A 22,724-nucleotide genomic window follows, 5' to 3' on the forward strand; every position below is an offset into this window, starting at 1 on the left:
TCCACTATCAGTATTATTTGTTAATGAAATTTTAGATATTGATATAACTACTTTATAGATTACATTTTATATATCCTATAGCTTTTTTACAAAATTTGAAGAACACTATGAAATTGTTATGATATAATTTATAGAGGTGATTTATGTGAAAATATTAAGAAATGATTGGCAAAACTTATTAAAAGATGAGTTTGAAAAAGATTATTATTTGAAACTCAGAAGTTTTTTAATAAACGAATACAAAACAGAAACTATATATCCAGATATGTACGACATATTTAATGCCTTAAACTATACACAGTATAAAGATGTAAAAGTAGTAATACTTGGACAAGATCCATATCATGGTCCTAATCAAGCACACGGTCTAAGTTTTTCTGTAAAACCTGATGTAGCTATTCCACCATCACTTTTAAACATATATAAAGAGCTTAATAGTGATTTAGAATGTTATATTCCTAATAACGGATACTTAAAGAAATGGTCAGACCAAGGAGTTTTGCTTCTTAATGCTGTACTCACAGTCAAAGCAAATCAAGCAAATTCTCACAAGAATATAGGATGGGAATATTTTACTGATAAAATTATTAGTATCTTAAATAACAGAAAAAATCCTATTGTTTTCATATTGTGGGGAAAAAATGCTCAGTCCAAACTTAACATAATAAAAAATCCAAATCACTGCATAATAAAATCCGTTCACCCAAGTCCGCTATCTGCATATAGAGGTTTTTTTGGAAGTAAACCTTTCTCTAAGACTAATGATTTTCTTATATCAATAGGTGCTAACCCTATTAATTGGCAAATTGAAAATATATAGAACTTCATATTAAAATCAGTTGTGATATAACGGAAATTCTAAAAAATATAAATAAAAATCTCAATCGATCTATATGCTATGGATAAAAAAATAAATTCATTCATATAATATATTTATTTTTTTAATTACCATTTCAATTTTTAATTCCTTATATTTTTATTGTATTCAAAATAACCCAACAGTATATGATTTTTTACTTATCTATACTATTGGGTATTTTTATTTCAAACTATCAACATACTTTTTTAATTGTATAATTATATATATTTGTTATATATATTCTTTCTTATTCCATGTAACTTTATTTATTATTTTAAAGTAACTTTGTATTATCTTAACTACTTTATTAGATACATTTAAATCTTTATAATCAATTGGAACTATATCTTCATTCTCATTAAACATTTTAACAGTCATATCTATAGATGTAATTATTTCTTTATCCTGTATCCCTCCAAGCACTACACTTCCCTTATCCAAAACCTCTGGTCTTTCAGTACTAGTTCTTATTAAAACAGATGGAAACTTTAATATAGATGATTCCTCACTCAAAGTTCCACTATCTGATAATACACAGAATGCATTTTTTTGTAACTTACAGTAATCGAAAAATCCAAATGGCTTTAAATTTCTTACAAGAGGGTCAAATTTTATGTCTTTTTCTTCGATTTTTTTCCATGTTCTAGGATGTGTCGAAAATATTATAGGAATATTATATTTTTTTGCAACTTCATTAATTCCATTCATAAGTTTTAAAAAATTATCTTCTATATCTATATTTTCCTCTCTATGAGCACTTACTATAATGTATTTCTTCTGTTGTAGCTTTAGGTATTCTATTATATTTGATTGATCTATCTTTTCTTTATTTTTGTTCAAAACCTCAGACATAGGAGAACCTGTAACAAATATATGCTCTTTTTTAAAACCCTCGCTCAACAGATATCTTCTGCTATGCTCTGTATAAGTTAAATTGATATCACTTATATGATCTACTATTTTTCTATTTATCTCTTCTGGAACATTTTGATCAAAACATCTGTTTCCAGCCTCCATATGGAATATAGGTACTTTGAGTCTTTTTGCCGCTATTGAACTTAAAGCGCTATTTGTATCTCCAAGTATCAACAATGCATCGGGCTTTTCCTTTAATAACAGTTCATATGATTTAGCTATTATATTTCCTATAGTTTTTCCTAGATTATCTTCAACTGAATTCAAGTAATAATCCGGATTTCTTATATCTAAATTTTCAAAAAATATTTCATTTAGTGTATAATCCCAATTCTGACCTGTATGAACTAATATATGATTAAAATACTTATCACACTTTTTTATAACCTCTGACAATCTAATTATCTCCGGTCTAGTTCCTACTATTGTCATAACTTTTATTTTTTCCATTTTTACACCTCACAATAATAAGTATCTGGTTTTTTATTATCATATATTTGGCTAGCCCAAATAAGCAATATTAACTCATCATTTGATAAATTTTCTATACTGTGAGTGTAGCCTACAGGTATATCTACTACTTCAAACTTTTCATCACTTAGATAGTACTCTATTATTTCATCCGTATTTATATTTTTTAATTTTATTAATGCATATCCCTTTACAACACATATTTTTTCAACCTTAGTATTGTGATAGTGATTTCCTCTTATAAATTTTTGATTAGTAGTAGATACAGATATTTGACCAAACTGCTTTGACTTTATAAATTCACAAAATTTACCTCTATCATCTTTATGCTCTTTTAATTCGTATGAAAAATATTTAGAATCTAAAAAACTTATATAAGTAGCATAAAGCTTCTTCATAAAATCACTTTCCATATTTGGCATAATCAATGACTCTACATTTTTTCTTATTTTATATATACTATCTACAAGTTCTTTTATAGTTATTTTATACGTTGGTTTGACATTATAGTAAATATCATCACTTGATTCATATATATGCTTTAAAAACTCATCTACTACATCATCTATATATACAAGCTCAAGTTCTCTATTTTTATCAGATATGCTTATTTGCAAATCTTTGCTTATATTATTACAAAATGTTGCAACAGCAGAGTTATAGTTAGGTTTACTCCATTTACCAAATACATTACATAGCCTATATATATATACGTTTGCCCCTGTTTTTTCTCTATAATCTATAATAAGATTTTCTGCTTCTTTCTTGCTCATACCATATGGATTCTCCTGCGTAACTTGAATTGATGATGTTATAAGCATAGGTGTGTTCTTATTTAATTTTTTAAGAATTTCAATCATATTTTTAGTTAAATCTACATTCCCTGCTTGAAATTCTAATATATTTTTAGGTCTATTAATACCCGCTATATGATATATAAAGTCAGCTTTTTCAAGATATGCTTTTAACTTATCTTCAGCATCACCTTTCCCATATTTAAGTATATTTAAGCCCTTCGTCCTGTTCAGTGCTTCTAATAGATTTTTACCTATGAATCCGTTATACCCAGTTACTAAGATATTCTTCATAAAAACACCTCTTTAACCTTTTATTTGTTGCTTAATGTAATCAATCTTTAATAGAATCTGTTTAATTTGTTCAACATTCAACCTCATAGTATTTTCTGATGTATATTCTTTAACTTTCGATATATCTATTATATTATCCACTCTCATGTTCTTATCGTAATTTAAATCCCTACAATCTGCTGATATTTTAAAATAATCTTCTTTTTCCTGAGCTTTTAGCATCTCTTCTTTTCCTATTAATGTTTCATGTAATTTTTCTCCATGGCGTATACCTATAACTCTCAGGCTCACCCTAGAATTAAAAATCTGCTTAAGCGCTATAGCTAAATCATAAACTGTAGATGCAGGAGCTTTTTTAACTAATATATCTCCTTGTTCTCCATTTTCAAATGCATATAATACTAAATCAACAGCCTCATCAAGAGACATCAAAAACCTAGTCATATTAGGATCTGTTAAAGTCAAATCTTTATCTTGCTTTATATTATCTATAAAAAAAGGAATAACTGAGCCTCTTGATGCCATTACATTTCCATACCTAGTACAGCAAAATATAGTATTACCTTTACCTACCTCTCTAGCCTTTGCTGTTACCAATTTTTCCATCATACACTTTGATATCCCCATAGCATTTATAGGATACACCGCTTTATCAGTACTAAGTGCTATAACCTTTTTAACATTATTATTTATAGCTGCATTTAATACATTTTCAGCACCTAGTATATTTGTCCTTACAGCCTCTATAGGATTAAATTCGCAAGATGGAACTTGTTTAAGCGCTGCTGCATGAAATACATAATCCACATTTCTCATAGCAAAATCTATACTATCAAAATTTCTTATATCTCCAATAATAAATTTTATTTTATTATTTTTAAATTTTTTTCTCATATCATCTTGTTTTTTTTCATCTCTGCTAAATATTCTAATTTCTTTAATATCTGTATTCAAAAATCTATCTAAAACAGCATTCCCAAAAGAACCTGTACCACCTGTTATCAACAATATTTTGTTTGAAAACATATTTATCACCTTTCGTATGTTTGTCATTGAATAGATATAATATCTATAGTTTAAATTATGTAATGTCTGAGTTATCAGTTACAAAATAAAAACTCAAGTCACACTATTCTATAAATTTTCATGATATAATTTATTGAAGTTATATGTGCTCCAACATACAAAATGATTGAAACAGATTATTATTTAAAAAAGAAATATAACTAAAAATTTAAAATAAAATAATGAAATTAAAATATTCTTCACATAAATCATTTCACTTTTATAATATATGTTATAAAAGCATATAAGTTATAATGTAATCTAATAGATAGTTTTTATTTTTTAAAATTCTATTACCGTTTTAAAAAGGAGGTTTTTATGGCATCTATCACACTTAATCCATCTCAAGAAACATACGTAATATCTGCTTTTCCAGATACTAATTTCTCAAACAGTTCATCTTTTTATGTAGGTGTATTTCATACCAATGATAGTATACACAGAAGCTTATTACAATTCGATATAAGTTCTATTCCATTAATAAGCACTATAGCTTCATCTAAATTAAAATTATATGTATATAGAAACGATGTTCCTGAACTTTCAAAACCAATTCATATATTTAGACTTTTAAATTATTTTAATCAAAACACTGTGACTTATTCTAACCAGCCTTTAGTCCCATATGCATCAGAGGCTACGTTCACATTAACCTCAGGAACCGGATTTTATATAGAGTGGGATATAACAAATTTAGTGGCTGGTTGGCATAATGGTAGCATTCCAAATACAGGTATTATAATCAAAGGAGTAGAAGATACTCCTTCTCTAGTTGGATTTACGATCTCTAACTCTAGTGATTCTAGACAATGGCCTTTACTAGAAATAGAATATATTCCAGGAATTCTAAATACGTATGCAACAGAAACTGTGACTACCACAGATAATTTCACATACTCAATTCCTATATCTTTAATCTCAAGAATTGGATCATTTGGTATTAAAAATATAGGCTCTAATGATGCTGAAGTTGTCCTTCAACTTAGCCTAGATGGAATTACATGGTTTGATGATATATATCCATTTGTCAGTAATTCTGTTTTACCACCTGGAACTACTACTATTTTAACAACATCTGCTTATATGAATTATGCTAGAGTATCTTTTAAATCAAACTCAACAAATCAATCAACTCAACTAAATATATATCCCTCTACAAAGGAACCTTAAAAATGGTGTATAGACGAATCTATACACCATTTTTTATACTCTATTATTTATATTAATTTATTTCTTTATGCAGTATTTCAATACATTCAATATCTATTGTATCAAGCTGTTTTATTGATGTTAAAATATTATTTATAGCCATATCTTTAAATCCTTTTTTATAATAAAGTTTTGAAAGTTCTAGTAATATATTCTTTGATTGTATATAATTCAAAGAATTAATCAAAGATTCAAATAGATCAAACTCTTGAATAGTTAATATTTCACCTAATACATCTAATAATATTTTAAGTGCTTTTTCATGATTATCTTCATTTGACAATGAATTTTCTTGTATATTTATATATACGTTATATACTTGAGTATAAGTTTTTAATATCAATACATTATTAGCACGCTCTAACTTTTTTAATACATCACAACAATCTTTCTTTATAAGTTCAACTATAAAAATATATTTCAATGAATCTATATACATAACTGAATTCACACTGATATTTTCAAAGTATTCTCGTGCCTCTTCAAATTCTTTTCTATAAAACAATATTCTCCCTTTAAAATATAGCGCTTCATTATTATATACTTTAGAATTAATAATTTTATCTGAATACATATCAGCTTGGTCATACAATCCTTCTTTAAGTAAAATATCAGTTACCAATACAATATGAGATTCATTTTTTAAATCTAAATATTTTAATACATGAGATATAGCTTTTTCCTTATCTATATATAACTTATTAGTTATTTCTAATATTTTGTATAAAATATTGTGAAGGCTAGGATTTAATTCAAATGCTTTTTGAAAACAAATTAAAGCTCTATTAAAATCATCTAAAGTAAAATATATCTCCCCTAGTGCTTGATATGGTCTATATGTACCACATCCATCTAGAAATTCTAAATGAAACGGTGCATTTCCACATTCTATACATCTTGTAAAACTGTCAATACACAGAGTATACCTTTTGTATTTTAAATTTATCATACCTTTCATAAATTCAAGATCTGTAAATTTAGGGTATTTTTCCAATCCTTCATTTATACTCTTTAAAGCAAGTTCATCTCTTTTTAATTGATGTAAACACATTATGCGTCGGATTACAAGCTTAGATGCATATCCTGAGTTAAAGTCTAACTTTTTGTAAGCTGAATCAAATAATTCAAATGCCTTTTCATTATCCCCCATGGCAAAATATTCATTTCCTAGATTAAATAAATGAAAATTATTATTAGGGTTTTTCTCAAGTTCTTCTTTTATAATACCTATATTTCTCTGTCTCTTATTTTTATCTTTAGCTACATCATTTAAATACCCGTAATGAATAACTCTAATATCTTCTGATGAAAAATTTTTATATTCTATATCTCCACTAATACAGTCTATCTGCTCATGTATAGCACCAATAAACTTATATTTATTGATATTTTTAATCAATCTTAAATTCAAATTAGAAACTATATTTTCCCCTACTCGGTCACCAGCATAACTTAAAGTCTTAAAATAATGTCCATGTTTATTCGAAGTATTAACTATATCTATAAATTTCTCTTTATCATCACTTACAAACTCATCATCAGCATCCATCAATATAATCCAATCCTTAGTAGCATGGCTCAATGAAAAATTTCTAGCATTACTAAAATTATTATCCCACTCATAATGATATATTTTAGCACTGAATTCTTTAGCAATTCCTATTGTATTATCAATAGATCCTGTATCTACAATAATTATTTCATCAACTAAATCTTCAATACTAGATAAGCATCTATGTAAATATTTTTCTTCATTTTTCACAATCATACATAAGCTAATAGTTTTTTTTCTATCCATCTTAATTCCCCCCTTAGAAATTTGACTTTATTATATTAGTCTTATAATTTCCTATTCGTTATAAAAAAGTTCTTATTATATTTATCTACAATTTGAAAAGGAATATAATTTCCTATTCGTTATAAAAAATGGAGATAAAAATAATATTATTTTCATCTCCATGTTTTACTACAGTCTACACTCTCGCATTATAATGAGCTTCAAATGTACATGTAGCTCCACTAGTATCATAGTAAAGTCTTGTATATTTTAAATATTGTTGAGCTACAAGAACAGCTTTTTGCCCTGCTGCTACAGTTACAGTTCCAGATATATCATCTACAAAGTAAGTATCTGTGGTAGTAGGACTTATTTGTAGTTTTAAATCTATACTATTCGTTCCTGTATTTGTTACATAATAAGAATAAATGCCTTGTTCAGAAGTATCTTTTGCTAGAATAGCTGCTGCATCAGTAACTCCATCTATAGAAGTACTGTCTTCTGTAAATAAATAAGAAGATACTTTAACACTATCTGTTGCTCCTGATAAATCTCTTATATCCAAATCTGTTGCTGTTACTGTTACACTATCTGTTGTTCCTGATAATGCCCTTATATCAAACGCTGTTGCTGTTACTGTTACAACATCTGCTGATGTTAACGGTCTTATATCCAAATCTGTTGCTGTTACTGTTATACTATCTGTTGCTCCTGATAATGCTCTTATATCAAATGCTGTTGCTGTTACTGTTACAACATCTGCTGATGTTAACGGTCTTATATCCAAATCTGTTGCTGTTACTGTTATACTATCTGTTGCCCCTGATAATGCTCTTATATCAAACGCTGTCGCTGTTACCGTCACGCTATCTGTTGCCCCTGATAATGCTCTTATATCAAACGCTGTTGCTGTTACTGTTACACTATCTGTTGCCCCCGATAATGCTCTTATATCAAACGCTGTTGCTGTTACTGTTGCTTGAAGTTGAGATGCAACTCTATTAAATACCATATTATTAGCCATATTATCCCCCCTAATATATATATATTTCTTTTAACCTTTATTACTATATCATCCTATTCAATGATTTCTTTTTCTGTTACTTTTTATATACTTATAGTTTTTATATATTCATTCTCATCTATCAATTGAGCTCCCCTTAAAAAATTAAACCTATCAGTTGAATACATATTAATATCATTATAATTTATTCTATAATCTGGATTTTTTAAATAGTTTTTGATATCTTTAAAAAGTATATTAAATGCATTCTTTTTTATTATTGAGCAGTCACTATATAATATATCTATATATCTATTTTCCATATCATTATCTATAATACTGATTTCATTTTCTTCTAAATACATATAATGGGTTCTCTTTCCCACTATTTCTGCATTTGTATAATCAAAAGCATTCATCAAATCTCCTATAAACTCTTTAGCGTAATAATTTAAAAAATAGAATTTAGATATATAATTGTAATTTATGAAGTTAATATCAAAATCATTAATATAAATAAATCTTATATCAGTATAAAGCTTGAATTTACTCAAATCTACTTTTTTGTAAAAATCTATATTATTATAAACTACTATCAGTTCCTTTGTATCATAACTCTGTCTTAAATAATTATTTATCAATTTATCCAAATTAAAAGCAGAGTCTATATAACCTATAATAGATATCCCTCTATTATAAATTTTGTCATATTCAATATTTATCTTATCTAAAATATTACTTACTCTATGAGTATATGTATGATTATTAAAAACCTTCCTTTGTCCCTTAACAGATAATTTATCCCTATAATCTTTATTATTGAGTAATTTATTTAACCACTTCTTAGTTTCACTTTCATTACTTACTATATGAACTATATCATCTAACATCATTTTTAAACTTCTTGAATAAGTGCTTACTAAATTCACTCCACATGCTAATATTTCAAACACTCTCATAGAGTTCATAGTAGGGCTATCTCTTACAGTGTTTACATTTAATAATACATAATATTTTTTATACATTTTTATCATATCTTCATAACTAAGACTTGGTCTTATATATTTCACATACTCTTTAGGATATCTAAACTGCGAACTAAAACTTTTTTTGTAATTTCTATCGTATATATGAAGGTCATATTCAAATGCTGGTCTTAATATAGTCTTCATATCTTCTTTTCTTTGAGGAAATATATTTCCATACCACGCCCCGGCAAAAGCTACTTTTCCTATTTTTTCTTTATCTTTGTCTATAGGATTGTGTATCTTAATTTGAGCAGCATGTGGTAAAACAAACACCTTATCATTATTACACTTAATTTTGTAGTTTGGTATAGAATCAGAATCAGTCGTAAATATATAATCGAATAAATTAGCTGACCTTATAAAGCATTTAAAATTAACAGGATCTTCTTTGCTCCAAAATACAGTTGGGATACCTGCATCTTTACAAAATTTTGTTAATTTTCTAATTAAGTAGTTATTTTGAGTCAACTTTCCAGTCCACTGCCCTTTATTTCCCTCCCAAGCAGACTCTACTAACAATAAATCAGGTTTTTGGTTCTTTATAACTTTTTCATAATCATAAGTATTTATCAAAATAATATCAAATTCATACTTCAAGCATTCATAAGAAAAATCGTCTACTATACATGCTATTTTAAGATTTCTATTATCAATCTTAAACATATAACTCAACTCCTATCTACCATAGCTCACTTCATTTATCAGTATTATTTATCTTATCTAAGTATTTGCATAGCATAATATAATAAAAAGCAAACCTTATAATATTATATTAATTAAATTTGTTCACATTCATAAATTCACATATATCACACTAAAATAAATATATACATACTATATACAAAATAAAAAAATTCGCTTCATACAAAGAGAGGATGTTTCAAATGTCATATATTATATTGAACAAGAGAAAACCATCAAATTATACATTAATATTTGTAGATATACCTTCAGTTAAAACCGATATAATAAACGCTATGATAAATAGAACATATATTAACGACTATTTTGAAATACCATTTTCATATGATTTAAATCATGATTATATAGATAAAATAGAAGTAATAAGAGGTCATCATCATTTTGGAATGCATAAATATTTGAACAATAAAAATTACATGTATATAACAATGCTAACAGATCCCATAAAAAGAGTTATCTCTTCATACTATGATATTAAATCTAATAAAACATCTCCCTATTATTCTGATGTAAATAAAATAACACTCTACGATTATGTCTTAAATGATAAATTCAATGAAATTACATCTAATGTTCAAACAAAATATTTATGTGAAGATTATAGTGATAACTTAGAAAAAGCCAAGTACAATCTGCAAAATTATTTTTTAGCAGTAGGAACAGAAGATAGAATCCAGGAAATGATATCTATTTTGAAAACAAACTTAGGATGGAATGTTCCAAACAATAATTTTTATTCTCCTAAAAATTCTATCAATTATAATACTATTCCAAAGCGTATAATAGATATTATAAAAAGAAAAAATCAAAATGATATAGATTTATTTGAATTTGCAAAACAAATATCAAGTGAATATTCAAAAAAAAATAAAAATATAATAGTCAATATACCATTTAATATATCTAACTTAACTGATATGAATATGCCCTATCATAATTTTGGTATAAGAAAAGAATGTTTGACCAAAGAATGGATAGATTATAGAATAAACATATTTATGAATTACACATTAAAAAGTTTAAAAAATCAAACTAACCAAAATTTCAATGCATATATAAGATATGAGCCTTCAACAGAAGATTTAATAAAACAAGCTATTTCAAAATATCAACCATTACCAAATAATATACACTTCGTAACCACATACGAATACAATAATATGGTTTTTAAAATTATAAGAGGGTATAAATTTTTATATGAAATAACAATGTCAAGTGATGATATGTACCATAAGTCTTTTATACAACAAATGTTTGACTACACACCTAAACCTAATACAAAAATTTTGATATGTCAGAATGGCTATATATACGATTCTATTCAAAAAAGAATTGCACCTTATTTCAATCATTCTAGTTCATTTAACTGCTTAATATACTCTGTTATGGATTATTTGAATGGTAAAAGACATCCAATGGATGGATTTGAAAGTGCTATAAAACTTCCACACGAAATATTGAAAGACCCTAATTATATAAATCACTCTCATCAAAACAATGTAGCATTTGATTTTAATTTAGAAACTGAAATTTGGCCTAAAATAGATGGAGATGTATGGGTTAATAATAAGGGATATCTAGCATTGATGGGTCCTGAAATAAAAGATCAAGATAAGATTAATATGATACTCAAAGAATTTATAAAATACTAAAATCCCCTTTGTGAAAAAGGGGATTTTAGTATTTTATAAGTATTTGTATATACTATTCATAAATTCCTCAGCCCTATTATAATAAGTATGCTTTGAATAAACTTCCCTTTGACCCTCATTAGCTATATGATTTCTCTCTTTATCGTTGTTTAAATAGTATTTAACAATATCTAATGTTTCTTTTGCTGATTCACTCAAAGCCAGATGTTGTCTATCTTCAAATAAATTCAAAAGAGATTTTGTTCTAAAAGTCAAAAAGAAACTTGAACATCCCAAAACCTCAAAAGGTCTTCCTGTCGTTTTAGTACTTGATATATTATCCCATTCAAGTCCTAGCACTATCTTTGATGAACTATAAAGCAAAGGTATCTGCTCATATGGCAGATAGCCTTTTATATACTTAGAAGGAACTATTCCCTCCCATCCACTTCCCCAAATAGATATATTGTATCCGCTTTTTATAAGTGGAAGTACTATAGTATCTATACTTTTTCTTCTAAGCATTTCCTCTCCATCATTTTGTTTCCCCAAAACATTTTTCTTAGTATATTCATCATTAACAACTCCATCATGATAACTTGCCGCAATTGATATATCACTTATAAGCTTTTTATCAACTCCACAGTTTCTATGAATCATAGGATAACACCCATACCTAAGCAATGCTGCTCCCTTTCCTATTCTATTGTAATTTTGTATGCATTCTATAGCTGGCGTAAATATAAAGTCGAAATTTTTAGCCATTTTCATACTGTACTTTTGATGATAAGTTCTATCCTCAGTAGCCCAATATACGTTAAATATTCCCTTTAGATTACATATATCTCTTAAATCCTCTACATTAAGACCATTTATAATTTCTGGCCTTCCAACAGTAAAAATTACATCTGGTTTAACCTTATCTATCATATCTATCATAACTTTATATCTACCATCAGGCTTTATATTGTTCAAATCACAAACGCTAACATAATTGCCAACATCAGACAATGCTCTATAAAAACTCATATAAACAGGATAATCACAGAATGTTAAAATTCTCACTATATCTCCTCCTTTTTATACATATTCCTTTAATGCATTCATAAATTCCCCAGCTCTATGAAAATAAGTATGGTTTGCATACACTTCTTTTTGTCCTTCATTTGCAACATAAATTCTATCTTTATCATTGTTTAAATAATACTTAACTATATCTAATGTTTCATTTGAAGAACTTGAAAGTGCTAAATGAGTTCTATCTACAAATAAATTAGACAATGCCTTCGTTCTAAGACTTAAATAAAAGGCATTACTTCCAAGTACTTCAAAAGGTCTTCCTGTAGTCTTAGTACTTGATATATTATCCCATTCAAGTCCTAAGACTATCTTTGATGAACTATATAATGTTGAAATATTTTCATACGGATAATCCCCTTTAACAGATTCTCTAGGAACCATATTTTTCCATCCATTTCCCCAACATGATATTTTATATCCTGCTTCTATTAATGGATATACTATATTTTCAAAACTAAATTTTCTTTGATTGATTTCATTATCATTTTCTTGTTTGCTTATAACATTTTTTACATAGTTACAATTCATCCCAGGATAATAAGTAGCCGCTATAGTTATGTCGCTCAATAAATTAGGTACACTATTACACTTTCTATGTATACTAGGCAGACATCCATACATTAATAAAGATGACTCCTTCCCAATATTTTTATAATTTTGTACACATTCTATTGCTGGAGTGAATATATAATCGAAATACTTAGCTATTTCCATACTATATTTTTGGTGATAAGTTCTATCCTCAGTAGCCCAGTATACATTTAAAATACCTTTTTCCCTACAGATATTCTGTAAAAATTCAATAGGTATCCCATGCACAGTCTCCGGTCTTCCTATTGAAAATATAACATCTGGCTTTATTTTATCTATACAATTTAACATATGGTTAGGTCTATTTTTATAATCAACATTATTTAAATCTTGTATCACTACATAATTTCCAATATCTGATAAAGCTCTATAAAACATGCTGTAAACAGAATAACTGCAAAATGTTAGAATTTTCATAATTTCCCTCCTAGTTATAACTTTACTATCTTATTTAACATATTATGAGAAAAATGAAATTACTGTGAGGAAAATAAGTTTATACTTTTACACATATTTAACTTTTCGATTTTGTGCACTAAAAAAGAGGCTCATAAATGAGCCTCTTTAATCCATTGCGCCGTTCGCTTATTAAATTCACACCCGAGCTTCACCCAGGTGGGTGTCCTGTCGCCTGTATCTAACTTCCTCTTCTAGCAAGGCTTGTTATCCTCAGTCAAACACGAACTCCCGTATACTTCATGTAGGTTGAATTTACTAAGCCATCACGTACGCCTCAGAAGTTATCAAACAATATCTTGTTCTTGATATTATTATATACCAATCTATATATTTTTAAAAGTATTTTTGCTTTCCAAATTCTGATTTTTTTTATATTTTTTGTTTACTCTTCATCTGAACTTATCAAGTTTTGTAGGAAATTCATATTCTTCATATCTCCCAATGCTTCAGACTGCATAAGATCTTTTAACAACTCCATCTTTTTTTTCATATCCATAATTTTTGTTATACTTTCTTTTTTATTTTCTGGAAAAACTTCTATAATTTCTTTTATCATCATATTTCTTCTATCTTTATTATCCATGCTTCTAAAAAAATCAGGTTCTTCTATTCCTCTAGCTTCGTTTACTGAACTTAATTTTTTTATACCTCTTATTAAATCTAACATACTCTCAGCCTTGTTTATTATTAGCTTTTCATCCGATTTCATGTATTTTTTGCTTCTCATTAACATCTCTATTCCTCGTTCCAAACCTTTTTCATTTAATTCTCCTCCTCTAAAACTCTCAAAAATATCTTTTTCACTATTTAAAAGTTTGTCTCCATTAAGCGCAAGTACAGCCATAGCTATTATCATCTTATTATTCAATATAATTCCCTCCTCTACAAACAAATAGTACTCTTCACTTTATATCCTATGTATTTTAGTTAAAATGTGTTACTTATTTCTGTCCAATTTGCATATAGTATTTATAAAGGGGGTATTTAATATGAAAATAGATGAAAAAAAACTTAAAGAGGCTAACCTAGATAAAGAAAAAATAAAAAAAATGAAAGATAAGGTTAAAAAGGATTATGAAGGAAAAAGCGAAGATGAACTTATGGAAGAATTAAAGAAAATTTCAAAAAAAATAGATAATAAAGATAATATTTTAAAGAAATTAAAACCTTTATTGAATAAAAAGCAACAAGAAAAATTGGATAAAATAACCAAAGAATTAAACAAATAAAGAGCCCATATGGGCTCTTTATTTGCTTATTTAATCATATAACTTATTAAACTAGTTTTTCATGTATTCTTCTTAATACACAGTCCTTTATTTTACATCCTTTTTTTATCATATCTTCACACTCTGATCTTTTCTTTTGTACAAATTCACCATCATCAAGCCCACATAGATTAACCTTCACATTTAGTATTGCACCTTCAAGACCTGTATATAAAAGAAGGTTCCCTACACCTAAATCAGTTATAGCATTTTGATTTCCATAATCAACAAAATACTCCATAAGTTCAAGTGCATCTAGTGAGTTCTTAGCAGTTTCAAACGGAACATCTATAGACTGTATAGTAGCATCTTGTATAGCTTTTTTTCTTATACTTTTTTCCTCATCTGTTTCCTTTGGCAGTTTAAATGCTTTCATAACTTCATTAAAAGACTCTGTATCCCTATCTACAAGTTCTAAAAGATTATCCCTTATTAATCCTAGTTTTTTAAATTTTTCTTTAAACTCTTCTTTTATATTATCATCTAAAGCCTCAAATTTTTTCTTTCCAAAGCTTAAGTTTCCCATCATTCTTCCAAGACTTATTCCTATATTAGAAGCAAGGGCTGCAACAGATCCTCCACCAGGAGCTGGAGATGATGAATCAACTTCATTAGTAAAATCAACAACTTTCATATCTATAAGTTTCACTCTATTCACCCCTTTATTAATATACAATCTTTTTATTGTCTACAACTAATTTTCCTTCTTTATAAACACTATGAGTATGGTTGATTCCAAAATGATACATTATATAATCTACATTAGGAGCATCAAATATAACTAAATCTGCCTTTTTACCAACCTCTATTGATCCAACCTCATCCGCTTTATCAACTGCACAAGCCGCATTTATAGTCACAGCAGTTAATACTTCATTTGGAGTCATTTTAAGTGCTAATGATCCTAATTGCATTATAAGTTGTATATTTTCAGTTGGACAACTTCCTGGATTATAATCAGTAGATAAAGCAACCGGAACTCCATACTCTATCATCTTTCTAGCATCTGCATAATTTTTCATTAAACTAAATGATGTTCCAGGAAGAATATTTGCTATGACATTATTTTTAGCCATTAATTTCATGCCATCTTCACTAGCTGCCATTAGATGATCTGCAGATATAGCTCCTATCTCAGCTGCAAGTTCTGCTCCTCCTATTGATACTATTTCATCTGCGTGAATCTTAACTTTATATCCATATTCTTTAGCTTTATTTAATATCTTTCTAGTTTGATCTACCGAGAAAACTCCTTCTTCACAGAATACATCACAAAACTGAGCTAAATCTTTTACATTCGGAAGCATATCTATTATTATATCTACAAATTCATCTGGATTTTCTTTATACTCCTTAGGTACTGCATGAGCTCCTAAAAAGGTAGATACTATGTCTACAGGATGACTCTCATTTAATTTTTTATTTACTTTAAGCTGTTTTTTTTCTGTATCTAGTTCTAAACCGTATCCACTCTTTGATTCTACAGTAGTTACTCCGTATCCAAGCATTATATCAAGACTCTTCTTAGCTTTATCATAGAGCTGATCTAATGAAGCTTTTTTTGTAGATTTAACTGTACTAAGTATTCCTCCACCCTGTTTTAATATATCTATATATGGTACACCACTTATTTTTAAGCTAAATTCATTTTCACGTGACCCTCCATGAACCAAGTGAGTGTGAGGATCTATAAGGCCCGGAGTTACAGTAAGCCCCTTAGCATCATGTATATCAGTGCTATCTCCTATTAACCCCTCCATTATATGCCCTTGTCCTATATACGATATTTTCCCATCAGTTATAGCTATATATGCATTTTCAAGTATTTCAATATTATTCATTTCTTCTTTTATACGTGGTCTATTAGCCCCTCTCATAGTAGCCAATTGTCTTATGTTTTTTATAATCAAATCTGCTCTCATAATATCACCTACTCCATAAGTCCAGTTTCTAATATCTTATCCATTCCAAAGTTCTCAAGTCCTAGATAATAAGCTGCAGTATCAGCTAATGCCTCCATAGGAACTAAACCTACAATTTCGCTTCCCATAACATTTACACCATATCTTTTAGCTTCCATTCTAACTGTTTCAAACACTCTATACATACTAGTTTTAGTGTAATCTGTTAAATTCATAGTAACCTGAACTATGTTTCTCTCAGGTATCTCAACAGGACCAGCCTTACAGAATCTAAATCCTCCATTTGAATGTCTTATACATCTTGCTATCTTATTAGCTATTTCTATATCTGTAGTATCAAGATTTATATTGTAAGCTATAAGTGGCATTCTCGCTCCAACACCAGTAACTCCCGCAGTTGGATGTATCTTATTTTGTCCAAAATCTGGATGCCAATTAGGATCTTGTAATTTTTCACTCATTCCTTCAAATTGACCTTTCCTAACTGTTGCAAGATTTTCTCTATCAGGCTTTGTAGCGGCTTTTTCATATAAAAACACTGGTATTTGATGTTTTTCCCAAACATCCTTTGCACAAGAGTTTGCAAGTTCAACTGCTTCATCCATGCTCATTTCCTTAATTGGAATAAATGGAACTACATCACTTGCTCCCATTCTAGAATGTTGTCCTTCATGCTTAGTCATATCTATTACTTCAGCTGCTACACCGATAGCCTCTACAACTGCATTTTTTACAGCCTCAGGCTCTCCTATTACAGTAACAACTACTCTATTATAATCTTTATCAGCTTCATAATTTAAAAGCTTAACACCTTTTTTTCCTCTAAGAGGATTTACAATTTTCTCTATTTTATCTAAATCTCTACCTTCACTGAAGTTTGGAACACATTGAACTATTTTAGCCATAATTTATTCCTCCTATTATTTAAATTCTTTATCAACTAAACTTCTTACAAGTTCGTCACTAGCTATATAAGGTAGTGTTATATGATCTGTACCCTTATTGTTTTGGTTGTATTCAATACTTGTAGTTATAGAATTTTGATTTCTTGCCCATGATCTTCTTGCTACCCCACCCATAACATCCCATGGCATAGCAGCATTTAATATATCATCTACTCTCTTACTTCCATCAAGTACCATTCCAAATCCACCATTTATAGATTTCCCAATACCAACTCCACCACCATTATGCAGTGCTATAAGGCTCATACCCCTTGCAGCATTTCCTGCAAAACAATGAGTTGCCATATCAGCCATTATATTACTTCCATCTTTTATATTTGAAGTCTCTCTAAATGGAGAATCTGTTCCAGATACATCGTGATGATCTCTTCCAAGCATTACAGGTCCTATTTCACCATTTCTGACCATTTCATTGAACTTAAGCGCTATTTTAGTTCTTCCCATAGCATCTTGATATAATATTCTTGCCTGTGTTCCAACTACTAACTTATTATCATGTGCATCTTTTATCCATATATAGTTGTCTCTATCTTGATATCTTCTATCTGGATCTATACAATCCATAGCAGCCTTGTCAGTTTTTAATAAATCTTCTTCTTTACCACTTAAGCAAACCCATCTAAATGGTCCATATCCAAAGTCAAATAATTGAGGTCCTAATATGTCTTCTACATATGAAGGGAATATGAATCCATCTTTTTCATCTACTCCATTTTTAGATATTTCAACAGCTCCCGCATCATACACTGCCTTCATAAAGCTATTTCCATAATCAAAGAAATATGTTCCATTTTCGTGCAGCTTTTTAATAAGTTCAAAATGATGTTTTAAAGTTGAATCTACAAGTTCTATAAATTTACCCTTGTCTTTATCTAATAGTTCAGTTCTTTCTTCAAATGTAAGACCTTGAGGACAATATCCTCCATCATATACAGCATGGCATGATGTTTGGTCTGAGAGTAAATCTATTTTAACATCATTATCAACAGCATACTCTAAAAGATCTACTATATTTCCATGATATGCAATTGCACATTTTTCTTTTTTATCCATATATTCTTTAGCAACATCGAAAGCATCTTTAGCTGTTTTAACAACCTTGCTTACCCAGCCTTGTTCATATCTAGTTTCAATTCTTGAATAATCAACCTCAGCTATAATACCTACTCCATTAGCAATTTCAACAGCCTTCCCTTGTGCTCCACTCATTCCTCCAAGACCCGATGTTACGAATAATTTTCCTCTTAAATCACTTTTTTCATCAAGTCCTAATATTAATCTTCCAGCATTTAATAAAGTAGAATAAGTTCCATGTACTATACCTTGAGGTCCAATATACATCCATCCTCCTGCTGTCATTTGTCCATAGTTAGCAACACCTAATGCCATTGCTCTGTGCCAATTTTGCTGGTCATCAAACATACCAATCATAAGAGCATTAGTAATTATAACTCTTGGAGCTTTAGGATTTGATCTAAAAAGACCTACAGGGTGTCCAGATTGAATAACAAGAGTTTGATCAACCGTAAGTTCTTCAAGATATTTCATTATAAGTTTATACTGCATCCAGTTTTGACAAACTTGTCCTGTTTCTCCATAAGTAACAAGTTCATAAGGATATAAAGCTATATCAAAATCTAAATTATTATCTATCATTACCTGAAAGGCTTTACCTTCAATACACTTTCCTTTATATTCGTCTATAGATTTAGCCTTTATATTCCCATTTGGTCTAAATCTATACCCATATATTCTTCCCCTAGTTAAAAGCTCGTCTAAAAATTCAGGAGCTAATTTTTCATGTAAATTTTCCGGTATATAACGAAGAGCATTTTTTAAAGCAAGCTCAGTTTCTGCTTTGTTTAAAGTAAATTCTCTCTTCGGCGCCCTTCTTATATTAGGCATAAATTCAGGCACTTCATAAAGTACGTCATCAAGCTTTATCGTCATCCCATTAAAAATATCAATATTAGATATCATAAAAAACTCCCCCTTATAATTTTTTATACTTTAATCTAAAAATTCGCTTTATGTTATAGCATATCTCATGTCTCCAATAAGTTCATTATAAATATCTTCAAACTAAATTATATGAATTTATCGTCTATAAAACGTCTAATTTATCACATGAACTATATTTTTCCATATAATATTATTGTAATAGTCAAAAACTAAATTCGACCAAGAAGGTGATTTAAATGAATATTTGTGTAATAGGTGCTGGTTACGTAGGTCTCATAACCTCTGTTTCATTTGCTAAAATGGGAAACAATGTAATCTGTGTTGAAAAAAATATAGAAAAGGTTGATAGTTTAAATAATGCAATCCCAACTATATATGAAGAAGGTTTAGATGATTTACTAATTGATTGCCTAGAAAATAAAGCTATAAGCTTTACAAATGAATTAGGTGACAGCGTTAAAAAATCTGACATTATATTCATAGCTGTGGGAACTCCATCTCTTGACAACGGAGAAGTGGATATGAGTCAAGTATATGAATGTATAAATGAAATATCTAAATATATAAATAGATATAAAGTAATAGTAAATAAAAGTACAGTTCCTGTTGGTAGTCAAAATTATGTGAAAAATTTATTAACTAAAAATGGTGTACCTCGTGATAATTTTGATGTAATATCTAATCCTGAGTTTTTAAGAGAAGGAAAGGCTTTGTATGATTTCTTTTATGGAGATAAAATAGTAATAGGATATGAATCTCAAAAATCTAAAAATATAATGAACTTATTATATAAACCATTCAATATACCAATTATATTTACAAATCCAGAAACTGCTGAGCTTATAAAGTATACCTCAAATGCCTTTTTATCTACTAAAATCTCATTTATAAATGAGATTGCTAATTTATGTAACAAGGTAGGTGCTGATGTAGATACAGTAGCTCTAGCACTAGGTCTTGATAAAAGAATATCTCCAGAATTTCTAAAACCAGGAATAGGCTATGGTGGATCATGTTTTCCAAAGGATACTATTGGACTTATTTCAATAGGAGAAAAATATGACTGTCCATTTGAAATAGTTAAAAGTGCAGTTAGCGTAAACAATAAACAAAGAATTATTCCAGTTGATATATTACTTGAAGAATACGATGATATAAAAGATAAGACTATAACTCTCTTAGGACTTACATTCAAAAGCGGAACAGATGATATAAGAGAATCTCCATCTTTATATATAATAGAAGAACTTTTAAAAAAAGGTGCCTCAATAAATGCATACGACCCTATGGTATCAGATGAAATAAAAGAGATATATCCAAATATAAATTATTTTGATAATATTAAAGATTCTTTATTAGAATCAGAATGTATTATTATATGTACAGATTGGGAAGAATTTAAAGGTATAGATTTAGACTTTGTTAAAGATAATATGAAGGAAGCTTTTATAATAGATGGAAGAAATATGTTAAGCTTAGATGAAGCTAAAAAAAGAAATATAACGTATTACTCAATAGGAAAAGGACATACAAAAGGCTGTTGATTATCAACAGCCTTTTTTTATTTATATTTTTTTTGCACATAATCGAATAGTTTCAATAATCTATTAGCAATTACATCCCAATTATGATTCTTTTCAACAAACTCTCTTCCAGCTCTACCCATCTCAATAGACTTTTCTTCATTTTCTATTAAATATTTTATATACTTGCTAAATTCATCTGGATTTGTATAATCATCAATTGCAAATCCATTAACACCTTGATCTATTACTTCTGCATTTCCACCTCTGTTAGTAGTTATTATAGGAAGTGCACTTGCCATAGCTTCATAGTGTACTCTCGCAAGAGGTTCTTGCCATTGAGATGTACAAACGAATAAATCCCCCATATTGTAATATTTAGGTATTTCATCAGGAGTTAAAAATCCTGTAAATGCTATATTATCCTCAAGTTCTTGAGCCTCAATCTGAAGTTTTTTTACATAGTCATCAGTAGCATTATTCCCATACCACTTACTTCCAACAAATATAAGTTTAGTATCTGGATAATCTTTTAGTACATTTTTCATAGCATTGATTAAAATATGAGGGCCCTTTTTCTTAGATAATCTTCCAACATATATAATAACCTTTGATTGGTACTTTACTCCATATTTTTTTCTCATATCCATTCTATCTTTTAAAACATCTTCACTCCAAAACGGCTTTATAAGATCTAAATCAACTGCCGAATAGACAGGGTTCATCTTTCCCTTAGCATTTGGATATAAACTTTCAACTCCATTAGCTATAAATTCACTTACAGTACATATAAACTCCACTCTATCTATGCACTCCTTGGCTCTTTTAGAATCTATTTTTTTAGGTAAAAACATTTCATTATGAAGGCTTAAACTAAAAGGTGTCTTAGGTAAATCATTGCTAAGAACACGCACCCACTTAGGTCTATTAAACACATGTACAAGATCAAATTCATCGGTAAGATTTTCTTTTACATTGTTTACATACTCCGCTTTTGTTCTTCCATGAACTCTTATATGAGTTATGTTATCAATTTCTTCTCTATCTGGTAAATTAGTATTACTTACGCTAAATACAGTTATATCATGATGCTTGGATAGAATAGGAAGTAAATTAGTTATATATATTTGAATAGCTCCACTGAGTATAGGTGGTACTGGTAGTTTTTCCGTACACACAAATGCAATTTTCATAAATATCTCCTTC

Annotated in this window: 19 protein-coding genes and 1 other RNA gene; 5 read left to right on the top strand and 15 right to left on the bottom strand. The window is 28.6% G+C overall.

The annotated features are described in order from the left end of the window. Positions 1-145: 145 nt before the first annotated feature. A complete protein-coding gene (locus Tmeso_RS11855; RefSeq protein ID WP_099191473.1) occupies positions 146-820 on the top strand; it encodes a uracil-DNA glycosylase in 675 nt (224 codons plus the stop codon). Between the two features lie 270 nt (positions 821-1,090). Here the strand turns inward: Tmeso_RS11855 and wecB are convergent, their stop codons facing one another. The 3 genes from wecB to Tmeso_RS11870 are packed head-to-tail and all read right to left on the bottom strand — an operon-like array spanning position 1,091 to position 4,359. Then, a complete protein-coding gene (gene wecB / locus Tmeso_RS11860) occupies positions 1,091-2,224 on the bottom strand; it encodes a non-hydrolyzing UDP-N-acetylglucosamine 2-epimerase (protein WP_099191475.1) in 1,134 nt (377 codons plus the stop codon). Positions 2,225-2,226: 2 nt separating this feature from the next. Beyond that, positions 2,227-3,333 (bottom strand): polysaccharide biosynthesis C-terminal domain-containing protein, encoded by a 1,107-nt coding sequence (locus tag Tmeso_RS11865; protein WP_099191477.1) that lies wholly within the window; start codon positions 3,331-3,333, stop codon positions 2,227-2,229. 12 nt (positions 3,334-3,345) lie between these two features. After that, on the bottom strand, positions 3,346-4,359 hold the full coding sequence (locus Tmeso_RS11870; protein ID WP_099191479.1) for a polysaccharide biosynthesis protein: 1,014 nt from the start codon (positions 4,357-4,359) through the stop codon (positions 3,346-3,348). 357 nt (positions 4,360-4,716) lie between these two features. Here Tmeso_RS11870 and Tmeso_RS11875 point away from each other — a divergent pair, with 357 nt between their 5' ends. Then, entirely contained in the window at positions 4,717-5,568 is an 852-nt protein-coding gene (locus tag Tmeso_RS11875; protein ID WP_099191481.1) for a DNRLRE domain-containing protein, read from the top strand. A gap of 52 nt (positions 5,569-5,620) precedes the next feature. Here Tmeso_RS11875 and Tmeso_RS11880 read toward each other — a convergent pair whose 3' ends face one another. From Tmeso_RS11880 to Tmeso_RS11890, 3 genes are all read right to left on the bottom strand, one after another. Continuing rightward, positions 5,621-7,405 carry a glycosyltransferase gene (locus tag Tmeso_RS11880; protein WP_099191483.1) on the bottom strand — a complete coding sequence of 595 codons (1,785 nt, stop codon included), beginning with the start codon at positions 7,403-7,405 and terminating at the stop codon, positions 5,621-5,623. Between the two features lie 175 nt (positions 7,406-7,580). Beyond that, a complete protein-coding gene (locus Tmeso_RS16230) occupies positions 7,581-8,408 on the bottom strand; it encodes a DUF6385 domain-containing protein (protein WP_145993159.1) in 828 nt (275 codons plus the stop codon). 83 nt (positions 8,409-8,491) lie between these two features. After that, complete coding sequence (locus Tmeso_RS11890) at positions 8,492-10,078, bottom strand: CgeB family protein (RefSeq protein WP_099191485.1); 1,587 nt, start codon at positions 10,076-10,078, stop codon at positions 8,492-8,494. 221 nt (positions 10,079-10,299) lie between these two features. Here Tmeso_RS11890 and Tmeso_RS11895 point away from each other — a divergent pair, with 221 nt between their 5' ends. Further along, complete coding sequence (locus Tmeso_RS11895; RefSeq protein ID WP_099191486.1) at positions 10,300-11,769, top strand: sulfotransferase family 2 domain-containing protein; 1,470 nt, start codon at positions 10,300-10,302, stop codon at positions 11,767-11,769. Positions 11,770-11,802: 33 nt separating this feature from the next. On the opposite strand, the gene Tmeso_RS11900 is transcribed toward Tmeso_RS11895, so the two are convergent. From Tmeso_RS11900 to Tmeso_RS11915, 4 genes are all read right to left on the bottom strand, one after another. Then, positions 11,803-12,813 carry a CgeB family protein gene (locus Tmeso_RS11900; protein ID WP_099191487.1) on the bottom strand — a complete coding sequence of 337 codons (1,011 nt, stop codon included), beginning with the start codon at positions 12,811-12,813 and terminating at the stop codon, positions 11,803-11,805. 15 nt (positions 12,814-12,828) lie between these two features. Then, entirely contained in the window at positions 12,829-13,836 is a 1,008-nt protein-coding gene (locus Tmeso_RS11905; RefSeq protein ID WP_099191488.1) for a CgeB family protein, read from the bottom strand. 145 nt (positions 13,837-13,981) lie between these two features. Further along, positions 13,982-14,162, bottom strand: a non-coding RNA gene (gene ssrS / locus Tmeso_RS11910) — 6S RNA. A gap of 98 nt (positions 14,163-14,260) precedes the next feature. Next, on the bottom strand, positions 14,261-14,746 hold the full coding sequence (locus Tmeso_RS11915; RefSeq protein ID WP_099191489.1) for a hypothetical protein: 486 nt from the start codon (positions 14,744-14,746) through the stop codon (positions 14,261-14,263). Between the two features lie 121 nt (positions 14,747-14,867). Between Tmeso_RS11915 and Tmeso_RS11920 the strand changes: the two genes are divergently transcribed. Continuing rightward, positions 14,868-15,107 carry a hypothetical protein gene (locus Tmeso_RS11920; RefSeq protein ID WP_099191490.1) on the top strand — a complete coding sequence of 80 codons (240 nt, stop codon included), beginning with the start codon at positions 14,868-14,870 and terminating at the stop codon, positions 15,105-15,107. A 46-nt stretch (positions 15,108-15,153) separates the two neighbouring features. Here Tmeso_RS11920 and Tmeso_RS11925 read toward each other — a convergent pair whose 3' ends face one another. From Tmeso_RS11925 to Tmeso_RS11940, 4 genes are read right to left on the bottom strand one after another with little or no spacing between them, the layout of a single operon-like run. Further along, positions 15,154-15,795 (bottom strand): cyclodeaminase/cyclohydrolase family protein, encoded by a 642-nt coding sequence (locus Tmeso_RS11925; RefSeq protein WP_099191491.1) that lies wholly within the window; start codon positions 15,793-15,795, stop codon positions 15,154-15,156. Positions 15,796-15,811: 16 nt separating this feature from the next. Beyond that, the gene (hutI, locus tag Tmeso_RS11930; RefSeq protein ID WP_099191492.1) at positions 15,812-17,068 is read right to left on the bottom strand and encodes an imidazolonepropionase; all 1,257 of its coding nucleotides are present in this window, start codon (positions 17,066-17,068) and stop codon (positions 15,812-15,814) included. A gap of 8 nt (positions 17,069-17,076) precedes the next feature. Next, positions 17,077-17,973, bottom strand: a complete 897-nt coding sequence (gene ftcD, locus Tmeso_RS11935; protein WP_099191493.1) for a glutamate formimidoyltransferase — start codon at positions 17,971-17,973, stop codon at positions 17,077-17,079. A 15-nt stretch (positions 17,974-17,988) separates the two neighbouring features. Beyond that, the gene (locus Tmeso_RS11940; RefSeq protein ID WP_099191494.1) at positions 17,989-20,013 is read right to left on the bottom strand and encodes a urocanate hydratase; all 2,025 of its coding nucleotides are present in this window, start codon (positions 20,011-20,013) and stop codon (positions 17,989-17,991) included. A gap of 218 nt (positions 20,014-20,231) precedes the next feature. On the opposite strand from Tmeso_RS11940, the gene Tmeso_RS11945 reads away from it, so the two are divergent. After that, positions 20,232-21,539, top strand: a complete 1,308-nt coding sequence (locus Tmeso_RS11945; RefSeq protein WP_099191496.1) for a UDP-glucose dehydrogenase family protein — start codon at positions 20,232-20,234, stop codon at positions 21,537-21,539. A gap of 17 nt (positions 21,540-21,556) precedes the next feature. Here Tmeso_RS11945 and Tmeso_RS11950 read toward each other — a convergent pair whose 3' ends face one another. Continuing rightward, positions 21,557-22,711 (bottom strand): glycosyltransferase family 4 protein, encoded by a 1,155-nt coding sequence (locus Tmeso_RS11950; RefSeq protein WP_099191498.1) that lies wholly within the window; start codon positions 22,709-22,711, stop codon positions 21,557-21,559. Between the last annotated feature and the right edge of the window lie 13 nt (positions 22,712-22,724).

The organism is Tepidibacter mesophilus (assembly GCF_002724055.1).
Taxonomy (GTDB): Bacteria; Bacillota; Clostridia; order Peptostreptococcales; family Peptostreptococcaceae; genus Tepidibacter_A; species Tepidibacter_A mesophilus.

Coding starts and splice junctions, on each gene's coding strand:
- Tmeso_RS11920 (WP_099191490.1), top strand. CDS start 14,868: ATGAAAATAGATGAAAAAAAACTTAAAGAGGCTAACCTAGATAAAGAA.
- Tmeso_RS11940 (WP_099191494.1), bottom strand. CDS start 20,013: ATGATATCTAATATTGATATTTTTAATGGGATGACGATAAAGCTTGAT.
- Tmeso_RS16230 (WP_145993159.1), bottom strand. CDS start 8,408: ATGGCTAATAATATGGTATTTAATAGAGTTGCATCTCAACTTCAAGCA.
- ftcD (WP_099191493.1), bottom strand. CDS start 17,973: ATGGCTAAAATAGTTCAATGTGTTCCAAACTTCAGTGAAGGTAGAGAT.
- Tmeso_RS11870 (WP_099191479.1), bottom strand. CDS start 4,359: ATGTTTTCAAACAAAATATTGTTGATAACAGGTGGTACAGGTTCTTTT.
- Tmeso_RS11905 (WP_099191488.1), bottom strand. CDS start 13,836: ATGAAAATTCTAACATTTTGCAGTTATTCTGTTTACAGCATGTTTTAT.
- Tmeso_RS11945 (WP_099191496.1), top strand. CDS start 20,232: ATGAATATTTGTGTAATAGGTGCTGGTTACGTAGGTCTCATAACCTCT.
- hutI (WP_099191492.1), bottom strand. CDS start 17,068: ATGAGAGCAGATTTGATTATAAAAAACATAAGACAATTGGCTACTATG.
- Tmeso_RS11950 (WP_099191498.1), bottom strand. CDS start 22,711: ATGAAAATTGCATTTGTGTGTACGGAAAAACTACCAGTACCACCTATA.
- Tmeso_RS11865 (WP_099191477.1), bottom strand. CDS start 3,333: ATGAAGAATATCTTAGTAACTGGGTATAACGGATTCATAGGTAAAAAT.
- Tmeso_RS11880 (WP_099191483.1), bottom strand. CDS start 7,405: ATGGATAGAAAAAAAACTATTAGCTTATGTATGATTGTGAAAAATGAA.
- Tmeso_RS11875 (WP_099191481.1), top strand. CDS start 4,717: ATGGCATCTATCACACTTAATCCATCTCAAGAAACATACGTAATATCT.
- wecB (WP_099191475.1), bottom strand. CDS start 2,224: ATGGAAAAAATAAAAGTTATGACAATAGTAGGAACTAGACCGGAGATA.
- Tmeso_RS11895 (WP_099191486.1), top strand. CDS start 10,300: ATGTCATATATTATATTGAACAAGAGAAAACCATCAAATTATACATTA.
- Tmeso_RS11890 (WP_099191485.1), bottom strand. CDS start 10,078: ATGTTTAAGATTGATAATAGAAATCTTAAAATAGCATGTATAGTAGAC.